Source organism: Horticoccus luteus (assembly GCF_019464535.1).
GTDB classification, from domain to species: Bacteria; Verrucomicrobiota; Verrucomicrobiia; order Opitutales; family Opitutaceae; genus Horticoccus; species Horticoccus luteus.
Map to the genome: position 1 here is coordinate 382,515 of NZ_CP080507.1, position 22,395 is coordinate 404,909.

At 65.5% G+C, this 22,395-nt stretch carries 20 protein-coding genes; 12 read left to right on the plus strand and 8 right to left on the minus strand.

Annotation, left to right across the window (positions count from 1 at the left end; all coding sequences use genetic code 11):
• Window positions 1–12: 12 nt before the first annotated feature.
• From K0B96_RS01495 to parS, 3 genes are all read right to left on the minus strand, one after another.
• On the minus strand, window positions 13–1,935 hold the full coding sequence (locus K0B96_RS01495) for a family 20 glycosylhydrolase (RefSeq protein WP_220163028.1): 1,923 nt from the start codon (window positions 1,933–1,935) through the stop codon (window positions 13–15).
• 308 nt (window positions 1,936–2,243) lie between these two features.
• Window positions 2,244–2,711, minus strand: a complete 468-nt coding sequence (locus tag K0B96_RS01500) for an RES family NAD+ phosphorylase (RefSeq protein ID WP_220163030.1) — start codon at window positions 2,709–2,711, stop codon at window positions 2,244–2,246.
• Window positions 2,708–3,121, minus strand: a complete 414-nt coding sequence (parS, locus tag K0B96_RS01505) for a type II RES/Xre toxin-antitoxin system antitoxin (RefSeq protein ID WP_220163032.1) — start codon at window positions 3,119–3,121, stop codon at window positions 2,708–2,710. The genes K0B96_RS01500 and parS overlap by 4 nt, the downstream gene beginning before the upstream one ends.
• Window positions 3,122–3,402: 281 nt before the next feature.
• On the opposite strand from parS, the gene K0B96_RS01510 reads away from it, so the two are divergent.
• Window positions 3,403–4,425, plus strand: a complete 1,023-nt coding sequence (locus tag K0B96_RS01510; RefSeq protein WP_220163034.1) for an LLM class flavin-dependent oxidoreductase — start codon at window positions 3,403–3,405, stop codon at window positions 4,423–4,425.
• A gap of 146 nt (window positions 4,426–4,571) precedes the next feature.
• Complete coding sequence (locus tag K0B96_RS01515; protein ID WP_220163036.1) at window positions 4,572–5,111, plus strand: MOSC domain-containing protein; 540 nt, start codon at window positions 4,572–4,574, stop codon at window positions 5,109–5,111.
• A gap of 106 nt (window positions 5,112–5,217) precedes the next feature.
• Here K0B96_RS01515 and tal read toward each other — a convergent pair whose 3' ends face one another.
• Genes tal through K0B96_RS01530 form a run of 3 tightly spaced genes read right to left on the minus strand, consistent with a single transcriptional unit; the run spans window position 5,218 to window position 8,001 of the window.
• On the minus strand, window positions 5,218–6,165 hold the full coding sequence (gene tal, locus K0B96_RS01520) for a transaldolase (RefSeq protein WP_220163038.1): 948 nt from the start codon (window positions 6,163–6,165) through the stop codon (window positions 5,218–5,220).
• A gap of 31 nt (window positions 6,166–6,196) precedes the next feature.
• Window positions 6,197–7,609 carry a CCA tRNA nucleotidyltransferase gene (locus K0B96_RS01525; RefSeq protein WP_220163040.1) on the minus strand — a complete coding sequence of 471 codons (1,413 nt, stop codon included), beginning with the start codon at window positions 7,607–7,609 and terminating at the stop codon, window positions 6,197–6,199.
• The gene (locus K0B96_RS01530) at window positions 7,606–8,001 is read right to left on the minus strand and encodes a DUF423 domain-containing protein (RefSeq protein ID WP_220163050.1); all 396 of its coding nucleotides are present in this window, start codon (window positions 7,999–8,001) and stop codon (window positions 7,606–7,608) included. Before K0B96_RS01530 ends, K0B96_RS01525 begins: the two co-directional genes overlap by 4 nt.
• A gap of 67 nt (window positions 8,002–8,068) precedes the next feature.
• On the opposite strand from K0B96_RS01530, the gene K0B96_RS01535 reads away from it, so the two are divergent.
• The 6 genes from K0B96_RS01535 (at window position 8,069) to K0B96_RS01560 (ending at window position 14,155) form a co-directional block, all read left to right on the plus strand.
• The gene (locus K0B96_RS01535) at window positions 8,069–8,761 is read left to right on the plus strand and encodes a hypothetical protein (RefSeq protein WP_220163052.1); all 693 of its coding nucleotides are present in this window, start codon (window positions 8,069–8,071) and stop codon (window positions 8,759–8,761) included.
• A gap of 102 nt (window positions 8,762–8,863) precedes the next feature.
• Window positions 8,864–9,292 (plus strand): 50S ribosomal protein L13, encoded by a 429-nt coding sequence (gene rplM, locus K0B96_RS01540; protein ID WP_220163054.1) that lies wholly within the window; start codon window positions 8,864–8,866, stop codon window positions 9,290–9,292.
• A gap of 7 nt (window positions 9,293–9,299) precedes the next feature.
• Complete coding sequence (gene rpsI / locus K0B96_RS01545; RefSeq protein ID WP_255558797.1) at window positions 9,300–9,701, plus strand: 30S ribosomal protein S9; 402 nt, start codon at window positions 9,300–9,302, stop codon at window positions 9,699–9,701.
• Between the two features lie 158 nt (window positions 9,702–9,859).
• Window positions 9,860–10,648: a TorF family putative porin gene (locus K0B96_RS01550; RefSeq protein ID WP_220163056.1), complete on the plus strand. Its 789-nt coding sequence runs from the start codon at window positions 9,860–9,862 to the stop codon at window positions 10,646–10,648.
• 134 nt (window positions 10,649–10,782) lie between these two features.
• The gene (argC, locus tag K0B96_RS01555) at window positions 10,783–11,808 is read left to right on the plus strand and encodes an N-acetyl-gamma-glutamyl-phosphate reductase (RefSeq protein ID WP_220163058.1); all 1,026 of its coding nucleotides are present in this window, start codon (window positions 10,783–10,785) and stop codon (window positions 11,806–11,808) included.
• 151 nt (window positions 11,809–11,959) lie between these two features.
• On the plus strand, window positions 11,960–14,155 hold the full coding sequence (locus K0B96_RS01560; RefSeq protein WP_220163059.1) for a beta-galactosidase: 2,196 nt from the start codon (window positions 11,960–11,962) through the stop codon (window positions 14,153–14,155).
• Window positions 14,156–14,171: 16 nt separating this feature from the next.
• On the opposite strand, the gene K0B96_RS01565 is transcribed toward K0B96_RS01560, so the two are convergent.
• Entirely contained in the window at window positions 14,172–15,488 is a 1,317-nt protein-coding gene (locus K0B96_RS01565; protein WP_220163061.1) for a bifunctional ornithine acetyltransferase/N-acetylglutamate synthase, read from the minus strand.
• 248 nt (window positions 15,489–15,736) lie between these two features.
• Here K0B96_RS01565 and argB point away from each other — a divergent pair, with 248 nt between their 5' ends.
• Both argB and K0B96_RS01575 read left to right on the plus strand, forming a co-directional pair.
• Entirely contained in the window at window positions 15,737–16,618 is an 882-nt protein-coding gene (gene argB, locus K0B96_RS01570; RefSeq protein ID WP_220163063.1) for an acetylglutamate kinase, read from the plus strand.
• A 39-nt stretch (window positions 16,619–16,657) separates the two neighbouring features.
• Window positions 16,658–17,902: an aspartate aminotransferase family protein gene (locus tag K0B96_RS01575; RefSeq protein WP_220163065.1), complete on the plus strand. Its 1,245-nt coding sequence runs from the start codon at window positions 16,658–16,660 to the stop codon at window positions 17,900–17,902.
• Window positions 17,903–17,918: 16 nt separating this feature from the next.
• On the opposite strand, the gene K0B96_RS01580 is transcribed toward K0B96_RS01575, so the two are convergent.
• Entirely contained in the window at window positions 17,919–18,665 is a 747-nt protein-coding gene (locus K0B96_RS01580) for a COG4705 family protein (protein ID WP_425602966.1), read from the minus strand.
• A 304-nt stretch (window positions 18,666–18,969) separates the two neighbouring features.
• Here K0B96_RS01580 and K0B96_RS01585 point away from each other — a divergent pair, with 304 nt between their 5' ends.
• Entirely contained in the window at window positions 18,970–20,748 is a 1,779-nt protein-coding gene (locus K0B96_RS01585) for a tetratricopeptide repeat protein (protein WP_220163069.1), read from the plus strand.
• A gap of 51 nt (window positions 20,749–20,799) precedes the next feature.
• Window positions 20,800–22,377 carry an exosortase/archaeosortase family protein gene (locus tag K0B96_RS01590; RefSeq protein WP_220163070.1) on the plus strand — a complete coding sequence of 526 codons (1,578 nt, stop codon included), beginning with the start codon at window positions 20,800–20,802 and terminating at the stop codon, window positions 22,375–22,377.
• The last annotated feature ends 18 nt before the right edge of the window (window positions 22,378–22,395 follow it).

Below are 22,395 nucleotides of genomic sequence, written 5' to 3' on the forward strand. Positions count from 1 at the left end.
GCGCACCCGAAGTCAGGAGCCGCTGGAGCGACGGGCAGGCGCGGAGGCGGGAGAAGATGACCAAGACAAGGGAAGCGCGGCGCGGATGATGGACCAATCGATATCCGGCAGGCCCCGGCGCGGCGCGGGTTCGCCAAGGATGCGCCAGCGTTGAGGTGAAGAGAATTCGCGGGGGCGCAGCGCGAGCGCGGGGGCGGGGGTGGAACGGCGGAGCTCGACGGCGCCGATCTTCACTTGGCCGACGCCGCGGAGGGTGAAGCGGAGTTGCGGTGGCGCGGCGAGATCGCCGTCCCACGCGATGGGCGCGGCGTGCTCGCGGATGAAGGTGCTGCGCGGTTGCGCGGCGGCGTTCTGAAACTCGACGGTGTAGCAGGCCTGCAGCTCGCGCCAGGTGCCGTCGGGTTGGCATTGCTCGACCGCGACGAGGTGGAGCGAGGGGGCGAAGTTCCACACGCAGTAGCAAAGCTGCCACGCACCGCCGAACACAGGTTCGGCGCGCCGCCAGGCGGAGAGACGGGCGGCGTCGGCGGCGAGAATGCGTTCGTTGTGACTGAGCACGCGGCGATCGCGCGTGCGGGCCCAGATGAGGCGCGCGGCGGTGCGGGCGCGGCGGAGCTGGGCGGCGAACGTGCGCGCTTCGGCGGACGTGGCGAGCCCGCGGGCGGCGCGGCGGACGAAGACATCGCGGGCCGCGAGGTAATGCCGGAACACGAGGCTCGCGCGGAGAGGGATGGGGAGCGCGGCGGAATCGCGCACGGCGCGGGCGAAGAAGCGTTCTTCGGTGCGATAAGGCGCGAGTGGTTCGCGGCGCGAGGCGACGTCCCAGCGCTCGTTGAACTCCCAACGCGGGTAACCAGCAAACAGGTAGCGGTCGGAGGCGACGGCGACACGGGCGGCGCGCCGGCCGACGGCGCGGCCGAAGCGGCGCTCGAAGCCGCGCGCGAGAAGTTCGCGCGGATCGGTGATTTCCGGCGTGAGCCAGAGGCCGGCGGCGGCGGCATCGACCGCGGTGGTGAGTTCGATCGCAAGACGGAACGGCTCCCAAGAGGTGACAAGGAGACCCTCAGCGCCGAGGCGGCGCGTGTGCGCGCCCCACGCGAGGATGTTGGCCATGCGATCGGTGAAGCTGGGTAGAGGCTCGTAGCGCGCGGCGCCGTTCATCGGGCAGCCGTAGAGCGAGAGACCGCGAGCGCGGAGCGGGGTGGCGATGTCGGTCTCGGCAAAGTTGAACAACTCGACGCGCGGCCAGCGGCGGAAGGCGTGGTAAAACCATTCGTAGGCCGTCAGGTCGGCGGGGAGTTGCGGAATCGCGTCGGGCAAAAAGTAGAGCATGTCGGCCCACATCGCGCTGCGCAGGCCGAGCGACGCGGCGACGGCGTGGAGGCGTTGCACGTGGCGGGCGAAGTGCGTGGCGAGGCCGACGTCGGCGATCTCGCGACGGCTCAGCGGATGGCGGCCGAGGTGAAAAGATTCATCGAGGCCGAGGTGGACTTTGCCGGTCGTGCAAAACGGCGCCATGTCGCGCAGGAGCTTTTCGGCGACTTCGAGCGTGCGCGGATGGAGCGGACAGATCTGGCCCGCCGGCAGCGGGGAGCCATCGGGCGCGCGGAGTTCGTTGAGGTCACGCAGCTCGGGGACCTTGATGAGATACTGCGTGTGGCCGAGGAGATTGACGATTGGCACGACGCCGATGCCGTGGCGCGTGGCGGCGTCGACGAGGCGTGCGAATTGTTTATAGGAATACGCATCGCGGCGTGCGACGGCAGGCAGGCGGGGATACTCGACGGCGTCTTCGAGGTGGAGATGGAGTTCGTTATAGCCCCAATCGGCATAACGTGGGAGCTGCGCGAGGAGCCAGTCGAGGCGTTCGACTTGGCGGGCGAGGTCCCATTGGAAGGAGCGGCGCGGCGGGAAAGGGCGGGATGGGGCGGGCACGGGGAGGAGATGCGAGCGCAGCGGAACGGCGCGCGACAGGCAAGCCGGTGACGAAGCGATTGAGGCGAGCGCGCAGGGATTGCGGGGGCGCGCTCAGAGATCGAGGCGGGCGGCGTAGAGGGATGGAGGCGGGGTGCGTTCACCGTGCCCTCACCCCGCGGTGGATGACGCGTCTGGGGGCGCGAGAACGAGGGATGAGGGCACCCATAAACGCTAACATAAACTTGCGCGCGGTGAAAACGCGGGGTGAGGGCACCCCGCCTACAAAATGATTCGGATCGACGAGGGCGCGCGGGCGGTGCCGCGGCTCACGGGCCAAAGCGCGGGTCGAACGCGAAGGGCTCGGGCGGGCCGGCTTTGATGCGTTTGAAGCCGGGGTGCGCGGGGTTGAGCAGGTAATTGAACTCCCCGGACACGATGACGCTGGGCACACGCAAGGCCGGCGTCCGCGCGGCCTGCACCCATTCGGCGCCGAAGGCCTGCGAGGCGGGACCATAGGGCATGGCGCGCCATGAGTCGGGCACGCGCGCGGGTTTCTCCACTAGTTCAGAAGGCACTTCGACGGGAATGAACACCCATGCCTGATCGCCGAGGATCGACACCTGTTTCACGTTCACGAGCACTTCGATGACCGCGAGGGAGCGCGATTCGGCGCAATACACGACGCGGATGCCGGGTGGATTCCAACGTCCGCCGCGCCGGTAAGCACCATCGCCGGACATGGCTTTGGCGGCGTGATACGCGGGCGAGAGGCGCCAGAGCGTGAGGTTGCTCACATCACCACGCCGTCTTCGAGGCGCTCGATCACGGCTTCGACTTCGCGGGCGCCGGGCTCGGTCTGGGCGAAATCCAAAGGCGTGCGGCCGCCGAGCGCAGGGAGCGTGGAATTGAGCCACTGCCGGGTGTTGTCGTGAGTGGCGAAAAGCTGACGCGCCCGATCGTAAACTCGCATGATGCGCACCGCGCGCTCGCCCTCCGGCACCTTCAGGCGGGAACGGGCGGCGACGCGCCGCGCATACGTGCGCGGCGGGATGTGAATGAGCCGGGCGAGCTCGTCGACGGTGAAACCGACCTCCTGGCCGAACTTCACGACATCGAGCACCGGCAGGCCCTCCTCGACCTTCTGGGCCATCGCGGCATTATCGTGCACGTGGCTGTAATCGACCGGGACCTTGTGGGATTTCATGGGAGAAACGTGGGGTGGCTGGGCGGGCATTGCAAATGTAATCTGCCAAATGGCAGGAACGCGGTAGCCAAACGCCGCGATGTGTTTTTACGAGGAAAACCGCGGCGCTCCGCGAAATGTCAGGGCTTGAGGGAGCGTCGGGTAGTGGTTTCGGCGTCTGAAGGACGGCGGGGCAGAGCAAGGTTCTCGCGCGCGTTGTCCAGGGTCCGCTGGGAGATGCGACCGAGGCTGGCGCAGAGGAGGCTTTGCGAAATGCCTCACGACGCATCTCCTTTTTCGCCATGAAGAAAATCGGTTTCCTGTCCTTCGGTCATTGGACGCCATCACCCCAGTCGCAGGCGCGGTCGGCGGCGGACGTGCTGTTGCAGTCCATCGACCTCGCGGTGGAGGCTGAGCGCTTGGGCGTGGATGGAGCTTACTTTCGAGTGCACCATTTCGCCCGGCAACTGGCGTCGCCGTTTCCCTTGCTGGCGGCCGTGGGTGCGCGGACGCGGAAGATCGAGATCGGCACGGCGGTCATCGACATGCGTTATGAGAATCCGCACTACATGGCGGAGGATGCGGGCGCGGCTGATCTGATCGCGGGCTCGCGATTGCAATTGGGAATCAGCCGCGGCTCGCCGGAGCAGGTGATCGAAGGCTGGCGTCATTTCGGCCATCAACTCACGGACGGGGAGAACGATGCGGACATGGGACGCCGGCACGCCGAAACGTTTTTGGGGCTGCTCGACGGCCGGGGGTTTGCGCAGCCCAACCCGCGTCCGATGTTCGCCAATCCGCCCGGACTATTGCGGCTCGAACCGTTTTCTGCGGGTTTGCGGGAGCGGATCTGGTGGGGCTCGGCGACCAACGCCACGGCGATCTGGGCCGCGCAACGCGGGATGAATTTGCAGAGCTCGACTCTCAAATTTGACGAGTCGGGGGAGCCGTTGCACGTGCAGCAAGCCGCGCAGATTCGGGCTTTCCGCAAAGCGTGGACTGATGCGGGCCACACCCGCGAGCCCCGCGTGTCGGTGAGCCGTAGCATTTTTGCGCTCATGGATGATCGTGATCGTGCTTACTTCGGGAGGGACGAAGAACAGCAGGATCAGATTGGTTTTCTGGATGCGACGACGCGGGCGGTTTTCGGGCGCGGCTACGCCGCGGAACCGGATGTGCTGATCGAGCAGCTCCGCCAGGATGAAGCCATCGCGGCAGCCGACACCCTTCTGCTGACGATTCCCAACCAACTGGGTGTGGCATATAACGTGCACGTGCTGGAGGCCATTCTCTCGCATGTGGCCCCGGGACTGGGCTGGCGGTGAGTGGCCGCCGGCAGGAGGCTCTCGAGGTTTTGGGGCGGGGCGTCGTTGGCGCGGGGCGTATGAAAGCGGTTGCACAAACGACTGCGATTGGCGGCCTGCGGGGAAGCCTCGCTTGCAAGCGCGCCGGTGGCGGCTAGAGGTGCGGCGTGCAAGTCACGATCCGCCACATCTTCATTTCGCCGGGGCATAATTTTTTCGGGCATTACGGGCAAGCGGCGGGGACACATGAGATCGTGGACGTGCGTGAGGTGGCGTGTCGCGCAGGGTGGGGGCTGGAAGGTGATCGGTTTTACGGGTATCGTCCGGACTACAAGGGGCAGGTGACGTTTTTCGATTGGGCGATCTATGAGGAGGCGAAGGAAAAATTTCGCGTGCCCGCGCTGCGGCCGCAGGCATTTCGGCGCAACGTGTTGATCGAAGGCGTGGACATCAACGAGCTGATCGGAAAGCGCTTCGAGGTCGGTGGCGTGGCGTTCGAGGGGGCGTGCGAATCGCGGCCGTGTTTTTGGATGGACGGAGCGGTGGCGCCGGGCGCGGAGGAGTGGTTGCGCGGCAACGGCGGGTTGCGGGCGAAGATTTTGCGCGACGGGACGCTGGTGGCGGGCGCGGGGGAGTTGCGCGTGACGGGAGACGCGCCGACGACGGGACAGGCGGCGCTGGCGTTTGCGAAACCGGCGCTGGAGTGAAGGCAGCGAGGCGGCGCGCGGGCGGCGCTTGTTGCGAGGCGGGGGAGCCGCGCGCGGGAGCGCACGGCCCACCTCGTTAATCTAACGCGATGATTCGAGGCCGCGCTTACTTCCCCGACTTCTGCAGCAGGTGCTCCAGTTTGATGATGTCGGCGGTGAACGTGCGGATGCCTTCGGCGAGTTTGTCGGTCGCCATCGCGTCTTCGTTCAGGGCGAAGCGGAAAGACTTTTCGTCGTAGGTCACGCGTTCGATCTTGGCGTCCTTCGCGGCGGCGGGATCGAGTTTGCGTTCCACGGGATCGGTGGACGCCGCGAGTTCACCGAGGAAGTTGGGCGAGATGGTGAGCAGGTCGCAGCCGGCGAGTTCGAGAATTTCGCCTTTATTGCGGAAGCTGGCGCCCATGATTTCGGTCGGGTGGCCGAATTTTTTGTAGTAGGCGTAGATCTCGGTGACGGATTTCACGCCGGGGTCTTCGGCCGGGGCGTAATCTTTGCCGGTGCTCTTTTTATACCAATCGAGAATGCGGCCGACGAAGGGCGAGATGAGTTTCACACCGGCATCGGCGCAGGCGACGGCTTGGGGAAACGAGAAGAGGAGCGTGAGGTTGCAGTTGATCTTTTCGCGCTGGAGCAGTTCGGCGGCGCGGATGCCTTCCCACGTGGAGGCGACTTTGATGAGGATGCGCTCGCGGGGGATGCCGGCCTTTTCGTAGAGGGCGATGATTTCACGGGCCTTGGCGACGGAGCCATCGCGGTCGAAGGAAAGGCGGGCGTCGACTTCGGTCGACACCCGGCCGGGGACGATTTTGAGGATTTCGAGGCCGAAGAGGACCAGGAGGCGATCGATGACGGCAGTGACGGGGGCGCCGGAGCCGGCATCCTGGATGGCTTTCTCGATGAGACCGGCGTTTTCGGCGGAGCCGGCGGCTTTGAGGATAAGGCTGGGGTTGGTCGTCGCATCCTGCGGCGTGAATTGCTTCATGGCTTTGAAGTCGCCGGTATCGGCGACGACTTTGGTGAAGCGTTTCAGTTGTTCGAGTTGCGTAGCGGCCATGAGTGATTGGAGGTTAAGGTGAATGAGAAATTCAAGGTAGGTCGGAAGGGAGGGCGCGCAAATAGTTTTCGAGCCAAGCCACCGCGCCGACTTCATCGGTGAAGGCGCCATCGAGTTGGGCTTCGAATGCGGCGTCGAGCACGGGCTTGAAAGGAGGGCCGGGCGCATGGCCGAGTTGCACGAGGTGGCGGCCGAGGAGGAGGGGGCGAGGGGCCGAGGCGCCGAGAGCGAGGCGTTGCGAATGCGCACGCATTTCGCCGATCAACGCGAGAGTGGGCGCGGGATCGACGGGCGGGCGGCCGCAGGCGTCGGCGATCATCACGAGCGCGAGTTCGTTGATGGTGGCGGGGGCGAGGCGGCGGGCGAGGCGTCGGATCTGGGCGTCGGTGTAGCCGTCGCCGGGTTGGGTATTCTGGTGCGCGTGGTGACAGAGGACGAGTTGGGCGACGACCGGCGGCAGGTCGTGCGGCGCGCCGAGACGGGAGAGAAACGCCAGGGCGAGCGGCCCGCCCGCGGAGTCGTGGCCGGGACTGATCCAGTGCATCGCGCCGCGTTTGTCGGCGAAAACGGTGGTGGAGGGTTTGCCGAAATCGTGCGCGAGGACGGCGAAGCTGAGGAGGCGGCGCGTGGCGGGGGGAGCATCGCGCCAGCCGGGCTCGGTGACGAGGGCATCGAGGCAAAGCTGCGTATGCGTAAACACGTCGCCCTCGGGGTGCCACGCGGGATCCTGTGGCGTGCCGCGGAGCGCGGCGAGTTCGGGAAAGTGTGCGAGCCAACCGGTCTGCTCGAGGACGTCGAGGCCGCGCGAGGGTTTGGCGGCTTTGGTGGCCCACTTGTCCCATTCGGCCCAGACGCGCTCGACGGGGAGTTCGGGGAAGGTGCCGGCAATGGAGCGGCAGAGCGCGGCGGTTTCGGGCGCGAGGGAAAAATCGAAGCGGGCGGCGAATTGAAACGCGCGGAGGACGCGCAACGGATCTTCGGTGAAGGCGGCGCTGGTGTGACGAAGGATGCCGGCGCGGAGGTCGCGTTCGCCGCCGTGGGGATCGATCAGGGCGCCGGTGAAGGGATCGCAGGCGATGGCGTTGATCGTGAAATCGCGACGGGCGGCGGCGTCGGCATCGCTGAGGTTGGGCTCGGGCTGAACGGCGAAACCGCGGTGTCCGGCGCCGGTTTTGGATTCGCGGCGGGGGAGGCTGAAATCGTATTCCGCGCCGCGCGGACCGCGGACTTTGATGACGCCGAAGCTGCGGCCGATGATGTCCGTCGCGCCGAAGGGGGCGAGCGCGCGCTGGAGAGTTTCGAAATCGACGCCGGCGACCTCGACGTCGAAGTCCTTGGCGTCGCGGCCAAGCAGCCAATCACGCACGCCACCGCCGACGAGACGCGGCCGGCCGACGCGGCGCACCGCTTCGAGGATGGCGCGAAGGTCGGCGGGAAGATTCATGCGCCGCTGGAAGCCGGGCGGGGTGAGTTGTTCCAGAAAAGGAGCAGCAGCCAGCCGACGAGAAAGCAGACGCCGCCGAGCGGGGTCAGGTAGACGACGAAGTACGGGCCCGAGAACGAATACCAATAGAGTGAACCGGAAAACAGGACGATACCGGCGGCCCAGAAAGCGGCGATCCAACAGGCGAGCCGGCGCGGTTGCACAGCGGCGAGCACGGCGAGGGCGAGTAGTGCGACGGCATGCAGCAGGTGATAGTGGACCGCGGTCTGCCACGTCTCCAAGTGGCCGAGTTCGATCAGGCGGCCGCGGAGGGCGTGGGCGCCAAACGCGCCGAGACCAACACCGCTCGCGCCAGCCAGCGCACTCGAAATGAAAGGGAGTCGTGAGATCATGAGAAAAAAGTGAGAAGAAGCGGAGGCGCAGGGTTGTCGGCGCGGGCGAGGGTCGCAAACTCGAATGATGCGTTGCGTCTATTGGATGGGATCTTTGCTCGCGCTGTTCAGCGCGGCGGGGCAGACGCGCGCGGCCGATGTGGCGGTGAGCGGCGAAGCGACTTGGGCGAGCCGTTATGTTTTTCGCGGCGAGGCATGGGGTGGCGCGCAACTACAGCCCGCGGTGAATTTGGCGAAAGGAGCGTGGTCGGGCGGCGTGTGGGCGAGTCAATCGTTGGCGAGAGCCGATGCGCCGGAGGTGGATGCCTATGGAAGTTATGGCGCGAGTTGGGGCGCGACGGCGCGCATGGAGGCGGGCGCGACGCTTTATCACCGCGCGGCGGCCGACGGGGCGGCGGGCTGGCAAACGACGGCGGAGCCCTACGTCGCGGCGAGTTTCACGACGGGGAGTGGAGTGACACCGGGCGCGACGTTATTCTACAACGCGATGCGGGACGCGTGGACCGGGCAGGCGCAGGCGGCTTATGCGCTCCCGCTCGCGCGGTGGGGCGCGACGATCGACGGTGCGGCAACGGCGGGGCGGACGTGGGCGGCGGAAAGCAACGGCGGGGCGCATAGTTTTGGCAGCGTGGGGCTGACGTTGCGTTATCAGGTGATGCGGTGCCAGATTTCCGTGGGCGGACAACTGGCGGTGGCCGAGCGGCGCGGGGCGTGGCATTCGGCGGGTGTGGCGAGCCTTGGGGTGCGTTACGAATTTTGAGGAGGAGCGTCGGGTTTGGGATCAGGAAAGGGAAATCCCGGCACGAGAGAAAAGCGGGGTTGACACGTCTTCGATTAACCCTACCAGTTGGCCCCTTTTCCAATGAAAACGTTCCTCGCCAAGAAGGAGACGGTGCAACCCAAATGGTATCTCATCGATGCCGAAGGGGAAGTGCTCGGACGTCTCGCGGTGAAGGCCGCCAATATCATCCGCGGCCGTCACAAAGCTACTTACACTCCGAGTGTCGATACCGGCGATTACGTCGTGATTGTGAATGCGAACAAAGTTGTTCTCACCGGCCGCAAGGAGGAGAATAACGAGTTTATGTTTTTCTCCGGCTTCGTGGGCGGCGAGAGCTATCGCAAGCTGTCATCCGTGCGTGAGCGCCACCCGGAATTCATCATCGAGCACGCCGTGAAAGGCATGCTGCCGAAGAACCGTCTGGCCGCCAAGATGCTGACGAAGCTCCGCGTATTTGCGGGTGCCGAGCACACGCACGAAGCGCAGAACCCCGAAAAGATTTCCGTTTGATCCGCCCATGAGCACCATCGCCGCCAACGTATTTACCGGCACCGGCCGCCGCAAAACCTCGACCGCCCGCGTGCGGATCACCGAGGGTTCGGGCAAGCTGACCGTCAACGATCGCGAGTTCGAAGACTATTTCTCGCACGATAACTTTGCCAAGCAGGCCTACGCGCCGCTCCTGACCGCGCAATTGCGCGAGAAGATCGACGTGACGGCGACGGTCGCCGGTGGCGGCGTGGCCGGCCAGGCCGGTGCGGTGGCGCACGGCATCGCCCGCGCGTTGCAGAAGATGAATCCGGAATTGCGCGCGGCGTTAAAGAAAGCCGGCCACATCACCCGTGATCCGCGAGAGAAAGAGCGCAAGAAGCCCGGTCAACCCGGCGCTCGCAAGCGCTTCCAGTTCTCGAAGCGCTGAGCCGAGCTCCCCGCAAACTTTCCAACCGCCGCGACCCAAGGTCCGGCGGTTTTTTTGTGCGCCCACGGAACGCGCGGCCGCTTCCGCAGGTTGGCAAGGGGCCTGCTAAACGGGCAGCGGCGCTGTTCGGCGCCACTCGGTAAAGCTGACACCAACCTATGAATAAGAAAATAATCCTTACGCTCACCCTGCTCACGACCGGCGCGTTGACGCTGCCCGGCCAAACCGTCTCCGCGGTCGCGGCGCCCAGCATCTCCGCAACGCTGACGCCCGCCTTCGTCTCGCAATACATGTTCCGCGGGCAACGCCTCGGCGGGTTTTCATTCGAGCCGAATATCGAGGTCGACTACGGCCATCTCGGCGTGGGCATCTGGAGCAACTTCCCGCTCAACGCGAAGGTCCACGGCGTATCGGATCCGGAGGTGGATCCCTACGTCTATTACACGATCAAGGCGAACGACACCGTGAGCATCGTGCCCGGGGCGACGCTTTACACGTTTCCCAATGCAGACACGGGCAATGGATTTTATCGCACGACGTTTGAGCCCAACATCGCCGTGCCGTTCAGCCTGCCGGGCGGCGTGACGCTGACGCCGAAGGCCTATTACGACGTCGTGCTCGACGGGCCGACCTACGAAATCACCGCTGCGTATGCCGTGGCGTTGAAAGACATCGGGAGCGAACTCGATTTTACCGCGACGTATGGCGACTACGTGTTCAAGGATGCGGCCAAGGATGCCAGTCCGGCGGTGAAACAAGTGGGCACCTACTGGCTGGTGGGCGCCGCGATGCCGTTTCAGGTCGCGAAGGACGCGAAGCTCACGATCGGTTTCGCCTACACGAAGGGTGAAAACGCCTACTTCAAGCAAGTGGGCATCCCGAAAACCGGCAATCCGCTCGCGGTCGGCCGCGGCGTGGTGACGGTGAGCTACGCTTACACGTTTTGAGGTTCGCCTGGCTTTGGTTTGTGGTTTCCTGACCGCCCGTGGCCCCGTGCGGGCACGGGCGGTCTCCGTTGCGAAACAACGCCGCGAAAATCATTCTGGATTCTGCGGCGGTGATGCTGGATGGTGCGCCACAAATGAAAGTCGGTGTCGTCGGGGCGTCGGGTTATTCCGGCGAAGTGTTGGTCAAACTCTTGCTGGGGCATCCGCAGGTCGAACTTGCGGCGGTCACTTCGCGCAGCCACGCGGGCAAGCCTCTCGGGGCGGTGATTCCGTCGCTGCGGGGCGCGGATCGCGGGTTGACGTTCGTCGATTCGGATGTCGCGGCGCTCGCGACGAGCGAGATCGAGTTGTTTTTTCTCGCGCTGCCGCACGGTGCGGCGGCGACATATGCGAAGGCCCTTGTGCCGGCCGGCAAACGCGTGATCGATCTCAGTGCGGACTTCCGGATCGCGGATCTGGCGAACTACCAAAAATATTACGGCGCGCATCAGGCTCCGGAATTGCTGCCGCACGCGCGTTTTGTGCTGCCGGAACTCACGCCCGACGCGTGGAAAACCGAGGCTAAACTGGTCGCATCGCCCGGCTGTTATCCGACCAGCATGCTCGTGCCGCTCGCGCCCTTGCTCAAAGCGGGCGTCATCTCGCGGGAGCACATCGTGGTGAATTCGTATAGCGGCGTCAGCGGGGCGGGGAAGAAAGTGGAGGAAGCGTATCTTTACGTGGAGCGCGCGGAAAGCACCAAGGCCTACGGCCTCGTGAAACACCGGCATCTCGCGGAGGTGGAGGAGCAACTCGCGCTGCATACCGGGGCGCCGGTCATCCTGCAGTTCAATCCGCACCTCGCACCAATGCGGCGCGGTATCGCTACGACGATCACAGTGCCAGCCGCGGCCGGGGCGACGATCGAGGCCCTCTACGCCGCGTGGCGCGCGCAGTATGCCGGGCGGCCGTTTGTGCAATTGCTCCCGACCGGCGAGACGCCGGACACGGCTTACGTGACGGGCACGAACCGCATCGACATGTCGGCCGTGTTCGACCCGCGCACGAAAAATTTCGTCATCACGAGCGCCGAGGACAACTTGGTGAAGGGGGCCAGCGGTCAAGCCGTGCAGATCATGAATCTGTGGTGCGGCTTCGACGAAACAGCCGGCCTGATCTGAGCGGTCATGCGTGCGGGAGCGAACGCCGAAGGGCTGCGATGAGGGGGCTGCGAGTGCGCATGATGGGTTCGCTGAGTCAGCGACAAGCGAGCGACACGCGCCGCATCGAAAGCGCGGGCGCCGTGGGAGTGCGTTGAGGAAACGCTGAGCCATGCACGCACCGGTCGAGGCGAAAGTCGAGATGCGCGCGGGTCGGCCGACGTTGGTGATCGATGGACTGCCGACGGCACCCTTGCTCTATGCGCTTACGGATTCGCCCGGCGCGCGTTGGTCGTGGGAGGAGGTGCCGGCGCGGAACATCGCGCTCTTTGCACAGCAGGGCGTGCGGCTTTTCCTCGGGATGATTTTCCTCGAGGAGATGATCGGAGTGGACGGGCGGCTGGATATCGCGCTGGCGCGGCGGCAGGTGGCGGGATTTTTGGCGGCGGCGGGTCCGGACGCGAAGGTGATGTTGCGGGTGCATTTTCACGTGCCGCTGGCGTGGGGCGCGGAAAATCCCGACGAGTGCGTCGGCTATGCGGACGGGCCGGCGGTGCCGGAGGAGCGCTGGGGTTTGGTGCGCGTCACCGGGCACGATAACGATCAACCGGTGCGGGCGAGTTTCTATTCGGAGAAATGGCGCGAATGGGCGCGCCGTTATCTGACGGATTTTTGCGGCCAGCTCGCCGCGACGCCGGAAGGTGATGCGGTCTTCGGTCTGCAAGTGGCTTACGGCGTTTATGGCGAGTGGCACCAGTTTGGATTCTTCTGCCACGATCCGGATACGGGTGGAGCGGCGACGAGGGCGTTTCGGCGGTGGTTGCGGAATCGATATGGGAGCGCATTGGAATTGTCGGCGGCTTGGGGTCGGGCGGGGCTGACGTGGGAGGCGGTGACAGCGCCGGATTCCGCGGCCCGCGAGCGGGCGGACCTCGCGTTGTTGCGCGATCCGGCGAAGCAGCAGGCCGTGATCGACTACTACACGTTTCTACACGAAGGGCTCGCGGACGCGGTGATCGCGCTCGCCCAAACGGTGCGCGAGGCGTGGCCGCGGCCGATCATGACCGCGACGTTCTTCGGCTATTTCTACTGCCTGTTTGGCCGGCAGGCGGCGGGCGGGCATCTGGCGGTGGCACGCGTGCTGGCGTCGCCGCACGTGGACGCGTTGTGCGCGTCGCCGGTTTATACGCCGGGTGCGATGCCGCCGGGTGGCACGGGGCATTCGAAGAGCGTGGTGGATGCGGTGCGGCGGGCGGGAAAATTGTGGCTCGACGAGCACGACCGGGCGACGTCGGTCACGCGTTGTCCGTGGGATCCGAATTTCGCGGGCACGATCGAGGACGACGTGGCGGTGTTGCGTCGCAACCTGCTGCAGGCGCCGACGCGGGGCGGGGGCGCGTGGTGTTTCGACTTCGGGATCGTGGCGGGGACGCCGGCGTTTGCGCGATTGGGTTTGGTCGGCTGGTGGGACCATCCGCGGCTGCAAGCGGAGATCGGGCGGATTCGCGCGGTGATGGCGAGTCGACACGGGCGGCCGTATCGGCGGTGCGCGGACGTGCTGGTGTTGCACGATCCGTGGGCGTTCGCACACATCGCGAGCCGGCGGCACGATCCCGCGAAGATGGTGTTTGGCGTCATGCCGGTATCGGAGGTGGATCCGGTTTCGCCGTTGCTGACCGACGGGCTGGTGGAAGCGTTGTATCGATCCGGTTTGATTCACGACGACGCGTTGTTGTCGGAGCTCCCGACGCTGGATCTGCAGCCGTATAAATTGGTGATCCTGGCGACGACGCCGCTGCTCGCCGCGGCGCAACGGACGTTCCTGCGCGAACACGTGGCGGTGGACGGGCGGCATCTGGTGTTACTGGGCTACGCGGGGTGGAGCGATGGCCGGCGCGTGGGAGCGGAGGTGGCCGGCGCGTGGAGCGGCTTCACGACGCGCGCGTCAGAACAACCGCGGCCTGAGCAACGACTGGAGGTCGACGGCGCCACGGAAACGTTGAGCCTCAAGGAGGCCTTTGTCTTGCCGGAGTTTGGGCCCGCGGAGCGTGACGACGTGCTCGGACGGTGGGCGAACGGCGCGACGAGTGCATTGCGGCGGCGAACGGAGAACGCGACGTGGTGGACCTTCGCCTTGCCGCCCAATAGTCCGGGAACTTGGCGCGCGATCGGACGACGGGCGGAGTGTGCAGTCGTCAACGAGCACGACGACACGACGCTCCTCGGTGACGGGTTGCTGGTGGTGCATTCGCTCGCGGGCGGGGAGCGGACGTTGCGCGTGCCAGGTGGACCGACGATTCGCACGACGCTGCCGCCGCGGAGCACCGTGGTGTTCGACGCGGAATCGGGCGAAATTTTGCTGGGATGAGCGTCAGTGCCGCCGGTCAGCTGCGGTAATCGGCGTTTTCGCTGACGTATTCGTGCGTGAGATCGCCGCCGAAGACAGTGGCTTCTGCGGAGCCGGAGCCGAGATCGATCACGATCTCGACGCAACGTTCGTGCGGAGGGAAATCCACCGCCGGGGCGAACACGCCATTTTGCGGCGGAGCGCTGGTGTAGAGTTCAGCGTGCTGCAGATGCGCCGCGAGCGCGGCTTCTTTGGTGCGGTCGAGCTGGAAGACACCGCCGGCAAAAATCTCGATGCCTCCCAGCCACATGCGCAGGCGCTGAAGGTCGGTGTCGGGGGCGTGGGCGCCGACGTATTTGCCGATCGCCTGCACGAGGCGCCCGACGTTGGCATCGTTGCCGGCGACGGCACATTTGAAGAGGGGGGCGTTGATCACGGCTTTGCCGAGTGCGAAGGCGAGTGAAGACGTGACGGCGTTTTTGACGTGGACGCGGATGACGTGGCGCACGCCTTCGCCGTTGCGCACGACGTCCTCGGCGAGATCGCAGCAGACGGTGCGGAGGGCACGTTCAAAGGCGGCGAGGTCTGCACAGGGGATGCGGCCAGAGGAGACGAGGGCCACGGTGTCGGAGGTGCTGGTGTCGCTGTCGATGCTGATGGCGTTGAAGCTCGGTTGGACGACGCGGGTGAGCATGGCGCGCAATTCGGCGCGCGGCACCGCGACGTCGGTGAGGATGTAGACGAGCATGGTGGCGAGATTCGGCTCGATCATGCCGGCGCCTTTCGCGATGCCCACGATGCGACCGCCGCTCACTTCGGCGCAGCGAATTTTCGGATAAAGGTCCGTGGTGACGATGCCTTCGGCGGCGGGCAGAATGGAGGTGGCGGTCAAGGCGGCGTGGGTGGCGGGAAGGGCCGCGAGGATTGCGTCGACGGGCAACGTCCAACCGATGACGCCGGTGGAGCTGGGGAGAACCTCGGTGGATTTCCGGCCGAGGAGCTGCGCGGTGGCGGCGCAGATGCGCTCCGCGGCGTCGACGCCGCCGGGCGCGCAGACGTTGGAGATTTTGTTGTTTACGATGATCGCGCCGAGCTCGGGTGAGGAGAGGCGCGCGCGGCCGACGACGATGGGTGCGCCAGGGAAGGCGTTGCGCGTGAACACGGCGGCGAAATCCGTCGTGGGCTCGTCGAGGGCGATGAGCGTGAGCGTCATCCGGGCGGGTTTGGGCGCCTCGCGCGGGACGAACTCGAAGCGGCTCGTGCCGACGCGAAAACCGAGGGGCAGGGCGGCTTGGGCCGCGAGCCAGGCGCGATGGTCCGCGCGGGAAGAGAATTCCAATTGTGTGCTAGCCACGCGGGAGAAGTGGCGGGGCGGAGGCGGCGAGTGAAGCTGAATCCGCAGCGGGTGCGGGCCGGCGGCGCGCGCGCGGACAGCGAGGCGCGAGCGGCGGGGCGCGACGAATTGCACCCGAGGCCGATATTTTTATGGAAAAGCGCGGCGAGTGTGCGTTATTCCGTCTGCTGTTTCGTCTATTAAATGTGAACGCTTCCTCTGTGCCCCCTTCCGCTGCGCGGCGAATTTCCGCGAGCCACTGAACGCTGATGAACGTCGCTGAAGTCACCGCCAAGGCGGAGGTCCTGCTCGAGGCCCTGCCTTACATCCAGGATTTTCGTGGTTCCACTTTCGTCGTGAAATACGGCGGGAGTTTCATGGACGATCCCGACCCGACGATGCGCACGCGCGTGGCGGCGGACATCGCGTTTTTCGCCGCCTGCGGCATCAACGTCGTCGTGGTGCACGGCGGGGGCAAGGCGATCACGCGCGCGATGGAGGCATCGGGATTGAAGGCGAATTTCGTGAACGGCCTGCGCGTGACCGACGAGGCAACGGTGGCCGTCGTGAAAAAGACCCTCGACGAAATCGTCAACCGCGACGTGTGCGAAGCGATGAGCTCCGCGAACGCGAAGCCGAAGGGCTTGCCTGGCGACACGGTGCTGGTGTGCGAGAAGCTGGTCCTCGATGACGAGGGCAACGCGATCGATCTCGGATACGTGGGCGACGTGACGGAGGTGAAGGTGAAGCTGATCAAAAAGGAAATTGCGGACGGCTTTGTCCCCGTGATTTCGCCGGTCGCGGAGGGCTATGATGGGAAACCTTACAACGTGAATGCCGACCTCGTGGCCGGGCGGGTGGCGAGCGCGCTGCGGGCGCGGCGGCTCGTTTACATGAGCGATGTGCCAGGCTTGCTGGCGAACCCGGCCGACGCGGCGTCGCTGATTTCCACGTTGAAGATCAGCCAGGTGGAAGAGCTGAAAAAGAAGGGCGTGATCGACAAGGGTATGCGCCCGAAAGTGGCGAGCGCCGTCCGCGCACTGGAGGAAGGCGTGCAACGCGTGCACTTCATCGACGGACGTTTGTCGCATTCGCTGCTGCTGGAAATTTTCACCGACAAGGGCATCGGCACGGAAATCGTGCAGGGTTGAACCTTGCCGCCGGCCGCAGGGTCGGAGGCTGTTTTTCAGATGAACGACCAGACCATCGTCCGCACCAGCACCGCCGCGCTTTACGACGCGCACGTGTTAAAGAACTACGCCCGCGCTGCCGTGACGCTCGTCCGCGGACGAGGGGCGCAAGTGTGGGATGACCAGGGTAAGAGCTACCTCGATTTCACATCTGGAATCGCGGTGAGTGCGCTCGGGCATTGTCACCCGCACTGGGTCGCAGCGGTGCAGCGGCAGGCCGGCGAGCTCATTCACACGAGCAACCTGTTTCGCAATCCGAACCAAGCGGAACTCGCGCGGCGGCTGATTGGCTACGCGGGGCCGGGTCGGGTGTTTTTCTGCAACAGCGGCACGGAGGCGAACGAAGCGCTGATCAAGCTCGCGCGGTTGCACGGCATGCAAAAGGCCGGCGGCGTGGAGGGGCAGTGTTACAAAGTGATTTGCGCGAAGAGCGCGTTTCACGGCCGCACGTTCGGCGGGATGAGCGCCACTCCGCAGGAGAAGATTCAGAAAGGCTTTCGGCCGCTGGTGCCGGGCTTTGTGTTTGGCGAACTCAACAACCTCCAGAGTTTCGCCGAGTTGATCGATGCCGACACGGCGGCGATCTTCGTCGAGACAATCCAGGGCGAGGGCGGCGTGCATGCGTGCACGAGCGAATTTCTCATCGGGCTGCGGCGGCTGTGCGACCAGCACAACCTGTTGTTGATGCTCGACGAGGTGCAATGCGGGATCGGACGCACCGGCACGTTTTACGCGTTTGAGCAGGCGGGAATTCATCCCGACGCAATCGGCATGGCGAAGGGCTTGGGCGGCGGTTTTCCGATCGGAGCAATGTGGGTGCGCGAAAACGCGGCGGATCTTTTTCACCCGGGCATGCACGGCACGACGTTTGGCGGCACGCCGCTGGCATGCGCGGCGGCGCTCGCGGTGCTCGACGTGATCGAGAAGGAAAAGCTGCTGGCGCACGTGACTCGCGAGAGCGGCCCGTGGCATGCGGCGTTGCGGAAAATGGCGGCGGACTTTCCCGCGCACCTCAGCGGCGTGCGCGCGAGCGGATTTCTAGTGGGCGTGCAACTGACGTCGGACCCGGGCCCGTATGTGGCGGCACTGCGCGAGCACGGGTTGTTGGTGCCGTCGGCAGGGGGCAATGTCATGCGGCTGCTGCCGCCGTTGAACGCGACTGCGGCGGAGCTGGCGCGGTGCGTGGAGATTTTCCGCGGCGTGCTGGCCAGCGGTGCGATCGCTGTGCCGGTGGCGAAGGCGTGAGCCGCGGCGGCGGGCGTTAACCTTGGGCGGCGGGCGCCGATCGGTGGCGGCGCACCTGCCACAGGATCCCGATCACCATGCACGCCAGAATCGTGAGGGAGGAAACGATGCGGCCGAGGCCGAGGCCGCCTTCGTCGTGGGACTTCGTGAGCGTGTCGCCGAGGGTGGCGCCGAGCGGGCGCGTGAGAATGTAAGCGGCCCAAAAGAGCACCGCGGCAGGGATTTTTTTCAGGGTGAAATGGGCGATCGCGACGAGCGCGATCAGTCCGCCGAAGACCAGCGCACCGCGCTCGAAGCCGAGTCCCGTATCGCTCGCGACGAAATCACCCAAGGCGGTGCCCAGCGTGTTGGAGGCGAGGATGGTCACCCAATAAAATATCTCCTCTTTGCGCGTGGTGATGCGTTCAAATTCGATTCGGCCGACGCTGCGATGCCAGATGAACAGCAACACGAGGACGACCGTCAGCAGCAGCAGCGAGGACTTCACGTAACCGAGCCCGAGCGTGCGATCCATGTAATCCGACATCGTCGTGCCCACCGTGGTCGTGGCCACGACGACCGCCCAGTAGAACGCGGGGTGGTAACGACGCGCCGAAACCTGTGCGGTGAGCGTGACGGCGAAAAAAGCGAGAAAGATGAGGCTGCTCACGGCGTAACCGAGTTGCAGGGTCATTGAGAACGCATCGCCGCCGGTTTCGCCGACCGTGGTCGCGAGGATTTTGATGAGCCAGAATCCCAGGGTGATCTGCGGCACCTTGCTCACGAGGTTCGCAAGCGGCGATGGGCGGGGAAGAGTGGTCATCGGAGGAGGAGAAGGACTGACTGCGCGGGCGGGAGGTGAGTTCAGACTGGGAGAGTTCGAAGGCGGGAGCGAGGCGGAAGCGGACTTGAGGGGCGGCTCCGGGTGGGTGGCGGACACCGGTCGTTGAAACAGAGGCGCATGGGATGGAGCGGCGGACGGGGGACGAGGTGCGGGTCGGCGCGGCGGTGAAAAGGGGCTCCAACACGACCCGCCGGAATTCGGCTCGCATCGCGTCCGAGCTCGGGCTCAGTTAATGGCGATCTCCATGCAAGTCACGTTTGTCCGCCGCCGGTCCCATCATCGTCGCCGTCGTCGCATCATCGCCGCGGCCATTGGCGTGGTCGTAATCGCCGCGGTGATTTTGTTGCGTGAACCGGTGACGCGGGTGCTGGCGCGGTGGCGGGCGCATCGGGCGCTGACCCAAGCGCAGGGTTTTATTGCGCAGAAGGATTTGGGCAATGCGTTCCTCGCGTTGCAGGTGGCCGCGCAGGCGAACCCGGGGGACCGGGCGGCGCTGCGGATGGCGGCCGATGTATTGGAGAGCGCGGGTTCGAATCAGGCGGTGCGGGTGCGGCAGCAGGTGGCCAACGGCCACTCGGCACCGTTGAAGGACCGGCTGGCGTTGGTGGCGACGGCGTTGCGGTTCAACGATCTGATCGTCGCGGAAAGCGGGCTGGCTAATTTTTCTCCTGCCGAGCGGGGGATGCCGGACTTTCTCAAGCTCGCAACGGCCGTAAATTTTTCGCTCAAGCGCAGCGATGTCGCGGAGGGGTATCTTGATCAGTTGCTGGCGTTGGAGCCGGACAATGAGCAGATGAAATTCAATCGGGCGGTGCTGCGCATGCGGCACGCGAACCGCTCGATCGCGGATGAGGCCAAAGAACAGTTGACCCGGATAGCGGCCAAGGCCGGCCCTTACCAAGCGGGCGCCTTGCGCGAGTTGGCGCGCGATGCGGCGGCGCGACGTCAGCCGGAGGAGGCGCTGGAGTGGGGCAGCCGACTGGTCGCTCTCCCTACGGCCACCTTCGATGATCAACTTTTCCGGATCAATCTGCTGCGGCTGGCGGCGAAAGATAACGCCACGCTCGTGGCGGCCGAACAGGCGCTCGGGGCGCGCGCGGCGCGTTCCGCGGAGGAAGCGGCGCAGTTTGCCAATTGGTTGAACGTGCAAGGGCGAGCGGACGAGGCGCGCCGGTGGTTGCGGGGATTACCGAGCGCGATCCGGCAGGATGCACGGGTCAAATCGGCCGAAGCGGATGTGCTGGTGGTTTTGAAAGACTGGACGGCGCTGGGTGAATTGTTGCAGCAAGGCGCGTGGGGCGAGGTTTCGCCGGAGATTATCCGGCTCGCGCTGTCGGCTCGCACGTTGGCGGACCGCCAGCGCAACGAGCTGCGGCAGGGAGTCTGGCAGGAGGCGCTCACGCTCGCCAAGGCGGATCCGGTCGCACTGCGCGTGCTACTCCGGCTGACGATCTATTGGCATTGGGCGCAGGAGGAGGAGGACACGTTGTATGTGTTCGCGCGGGGGTTCCCCAATGAATCGTGGACCCTCGCGAGCCTCGTGTCGTCGGCGTATGCGCGCAAAGACACGGAGGCGTTGAAGAAGGCTTATTCGTTGTGGCACGTGAACCAGCCGAACAACCAAAAGGTCACCGGCGACTGGGCGATGTTGATGTTGCTCACCGAGCCGGGCACGGCGGAGACGAAAGCGAGTGACGCGGCGAAAGAACTGGCGGCGGCGGAACCGAATAATCCCTTTTTCGTGACCGCGCAGGCATATGCGCTTTATCAACGAAACCAGCTGAAGGCAGCGTTGGATTTGATGGAGCGACTATCGCCGAGTGATCTCAACGTGCCGGGCCGGGCGTTGTATTTCGGGTTGATGCTCGCGGCGGATGGGCAGCTCGCGCGGGCCGATGGTTATCTGAAATTGGCCGCGAAGGCGGATTTGCTGCCGGAAGAACGCGATTTACTGGTGACGGCCCAAGCGCTGGTGTCGGGAGCGCCGAAACCAATGAAGCCAGCGGCGACGCGAAAATCCTAGCACCGGCGAATGACGACCGAGCGGAGGGCGACTGGGTCAGCCACACGCGGGATGACGGCAACGCCGGGCCTTCGGTGGCCCACCGCTAGCATCGTGCTGCTTGGCGCGCTGGTCTTGCTGTGGGTGGGCGGCGTGTGGCGATTGCAAATGGTTTGGTCGCACGTGCCGGATTACGCGTTCGGGTGGGCGGTGCCGGTGCTGGCGGCGTTTTTGCTGTGGGAACGGTGGCCGGACCGGCCGGACGCCAGCGAAACACGGACGAGCGGATGGTGGTGGGCGGCGCTGGCGGGGACGCTCTTGGTGTTGGGATTTACGCGGCTGTTGCTCGAACCATTTCCCGCATGGCCGATGATGCTGTGGCTGTTCACCGGGGCGCTGGTGGCAGTGACGTTGTTGTTGCTGGCGTGTCAGCGAGGCGGGCGAACGGCGCGGCACTTCGCGTTTCCGGCGGCGTTTATTGCGACGGCGCTCCCGTGGCCGGCCGTACTCAATACGCACCTGATCGCGCCGTTGCGGGAGACGCTCGCAGGGGCGGTGGCGCAAGCGGTGAACTTGCTCGGCTATCCCGCGATCGCGCATGGCACGGTGATCGAAGTGGGGCACGGTTTCATCGGTGTGGAGGAAGCATGCAGCGGAATCCGCTCGTTGCAGGCGGCGATCATGGTGGCGCTGTTTTTAGGAGAATTGAACCGCTTCGCGTGGCGGCGGCGGCTGGCGATCCTGGGGATAGGCGTGGGACTGGCGCTCGGGAGCAATGGCGCCCGCACGCTGTTTCTGGCGTGGGAAAGCGCGGTGCATGGTCCGACCGCGGTAGCGGAGTGGCACGACCCGGCGGGTTATGCGTTGCTGGTGGTTTGCCTGGGCGGACTGGTGGCGGTCGGCTGGTGGTGGCGCAAATATGCGGGCAAGGTCGCGGTGCGGACCCGCCGTGTCCAGGCACCGGCAGCATGGCGGGGGCGCCGCTCGACACAAATGGCGTGGGTGGCCATCGCGGCATGCAGCGTCATCGAGGGTGGCACGCAGGCGTGGTATGCGCGCGGCGACCTTGCGGCTGATGCAGTGATGCAGTTGACAGCGAATCTTCCGGCGGACGCGGAGGGGTTTCAGGAAGATCCGTTCGACGCAACGATGCAGGCGTTACTGTTGTGCGACGCGCATGAAGTCGGGCACTGGAATACCCGCGACGGACACGCCCGGGCTGGTTACGTGCTGGAGTGGTGGAGCGGTCAGAGCGCGCGTTTCGCCACGGCGCTGCACAATCCGACGGTATGCCTGCCGATGAGCGGCAAGGCGCTCGAACGCGCGCGAGGCATCGTGCCGCTGACCGTCGGGGGAGTCGCACTGCCGTTCCAAGCGTATGTTTTCAGCAGCGAGCGCGGGCCAATGCGCGTTTATTATCTGCAATGGGACGTGCGCGCGGGAGAATCGTTTGCGACGCGCACGGGGAGCGATGGGCCGACGAGCTGGTTGGCGCAGCAATGGCAGGACGTGCGGCGGGCGCGGCGCAACTTTCAAGCAATGGTGATCGGTCTCGCCGTGTGGGGCGCGCGCGACGATCGGGCGGCGGACCGCGCGTTGGAGCGCGAGTTGCCGGCGATCATTACGGTGCGCGCGGTGCCGGCGAATTAAAAATCGCCCGGCGTCGGT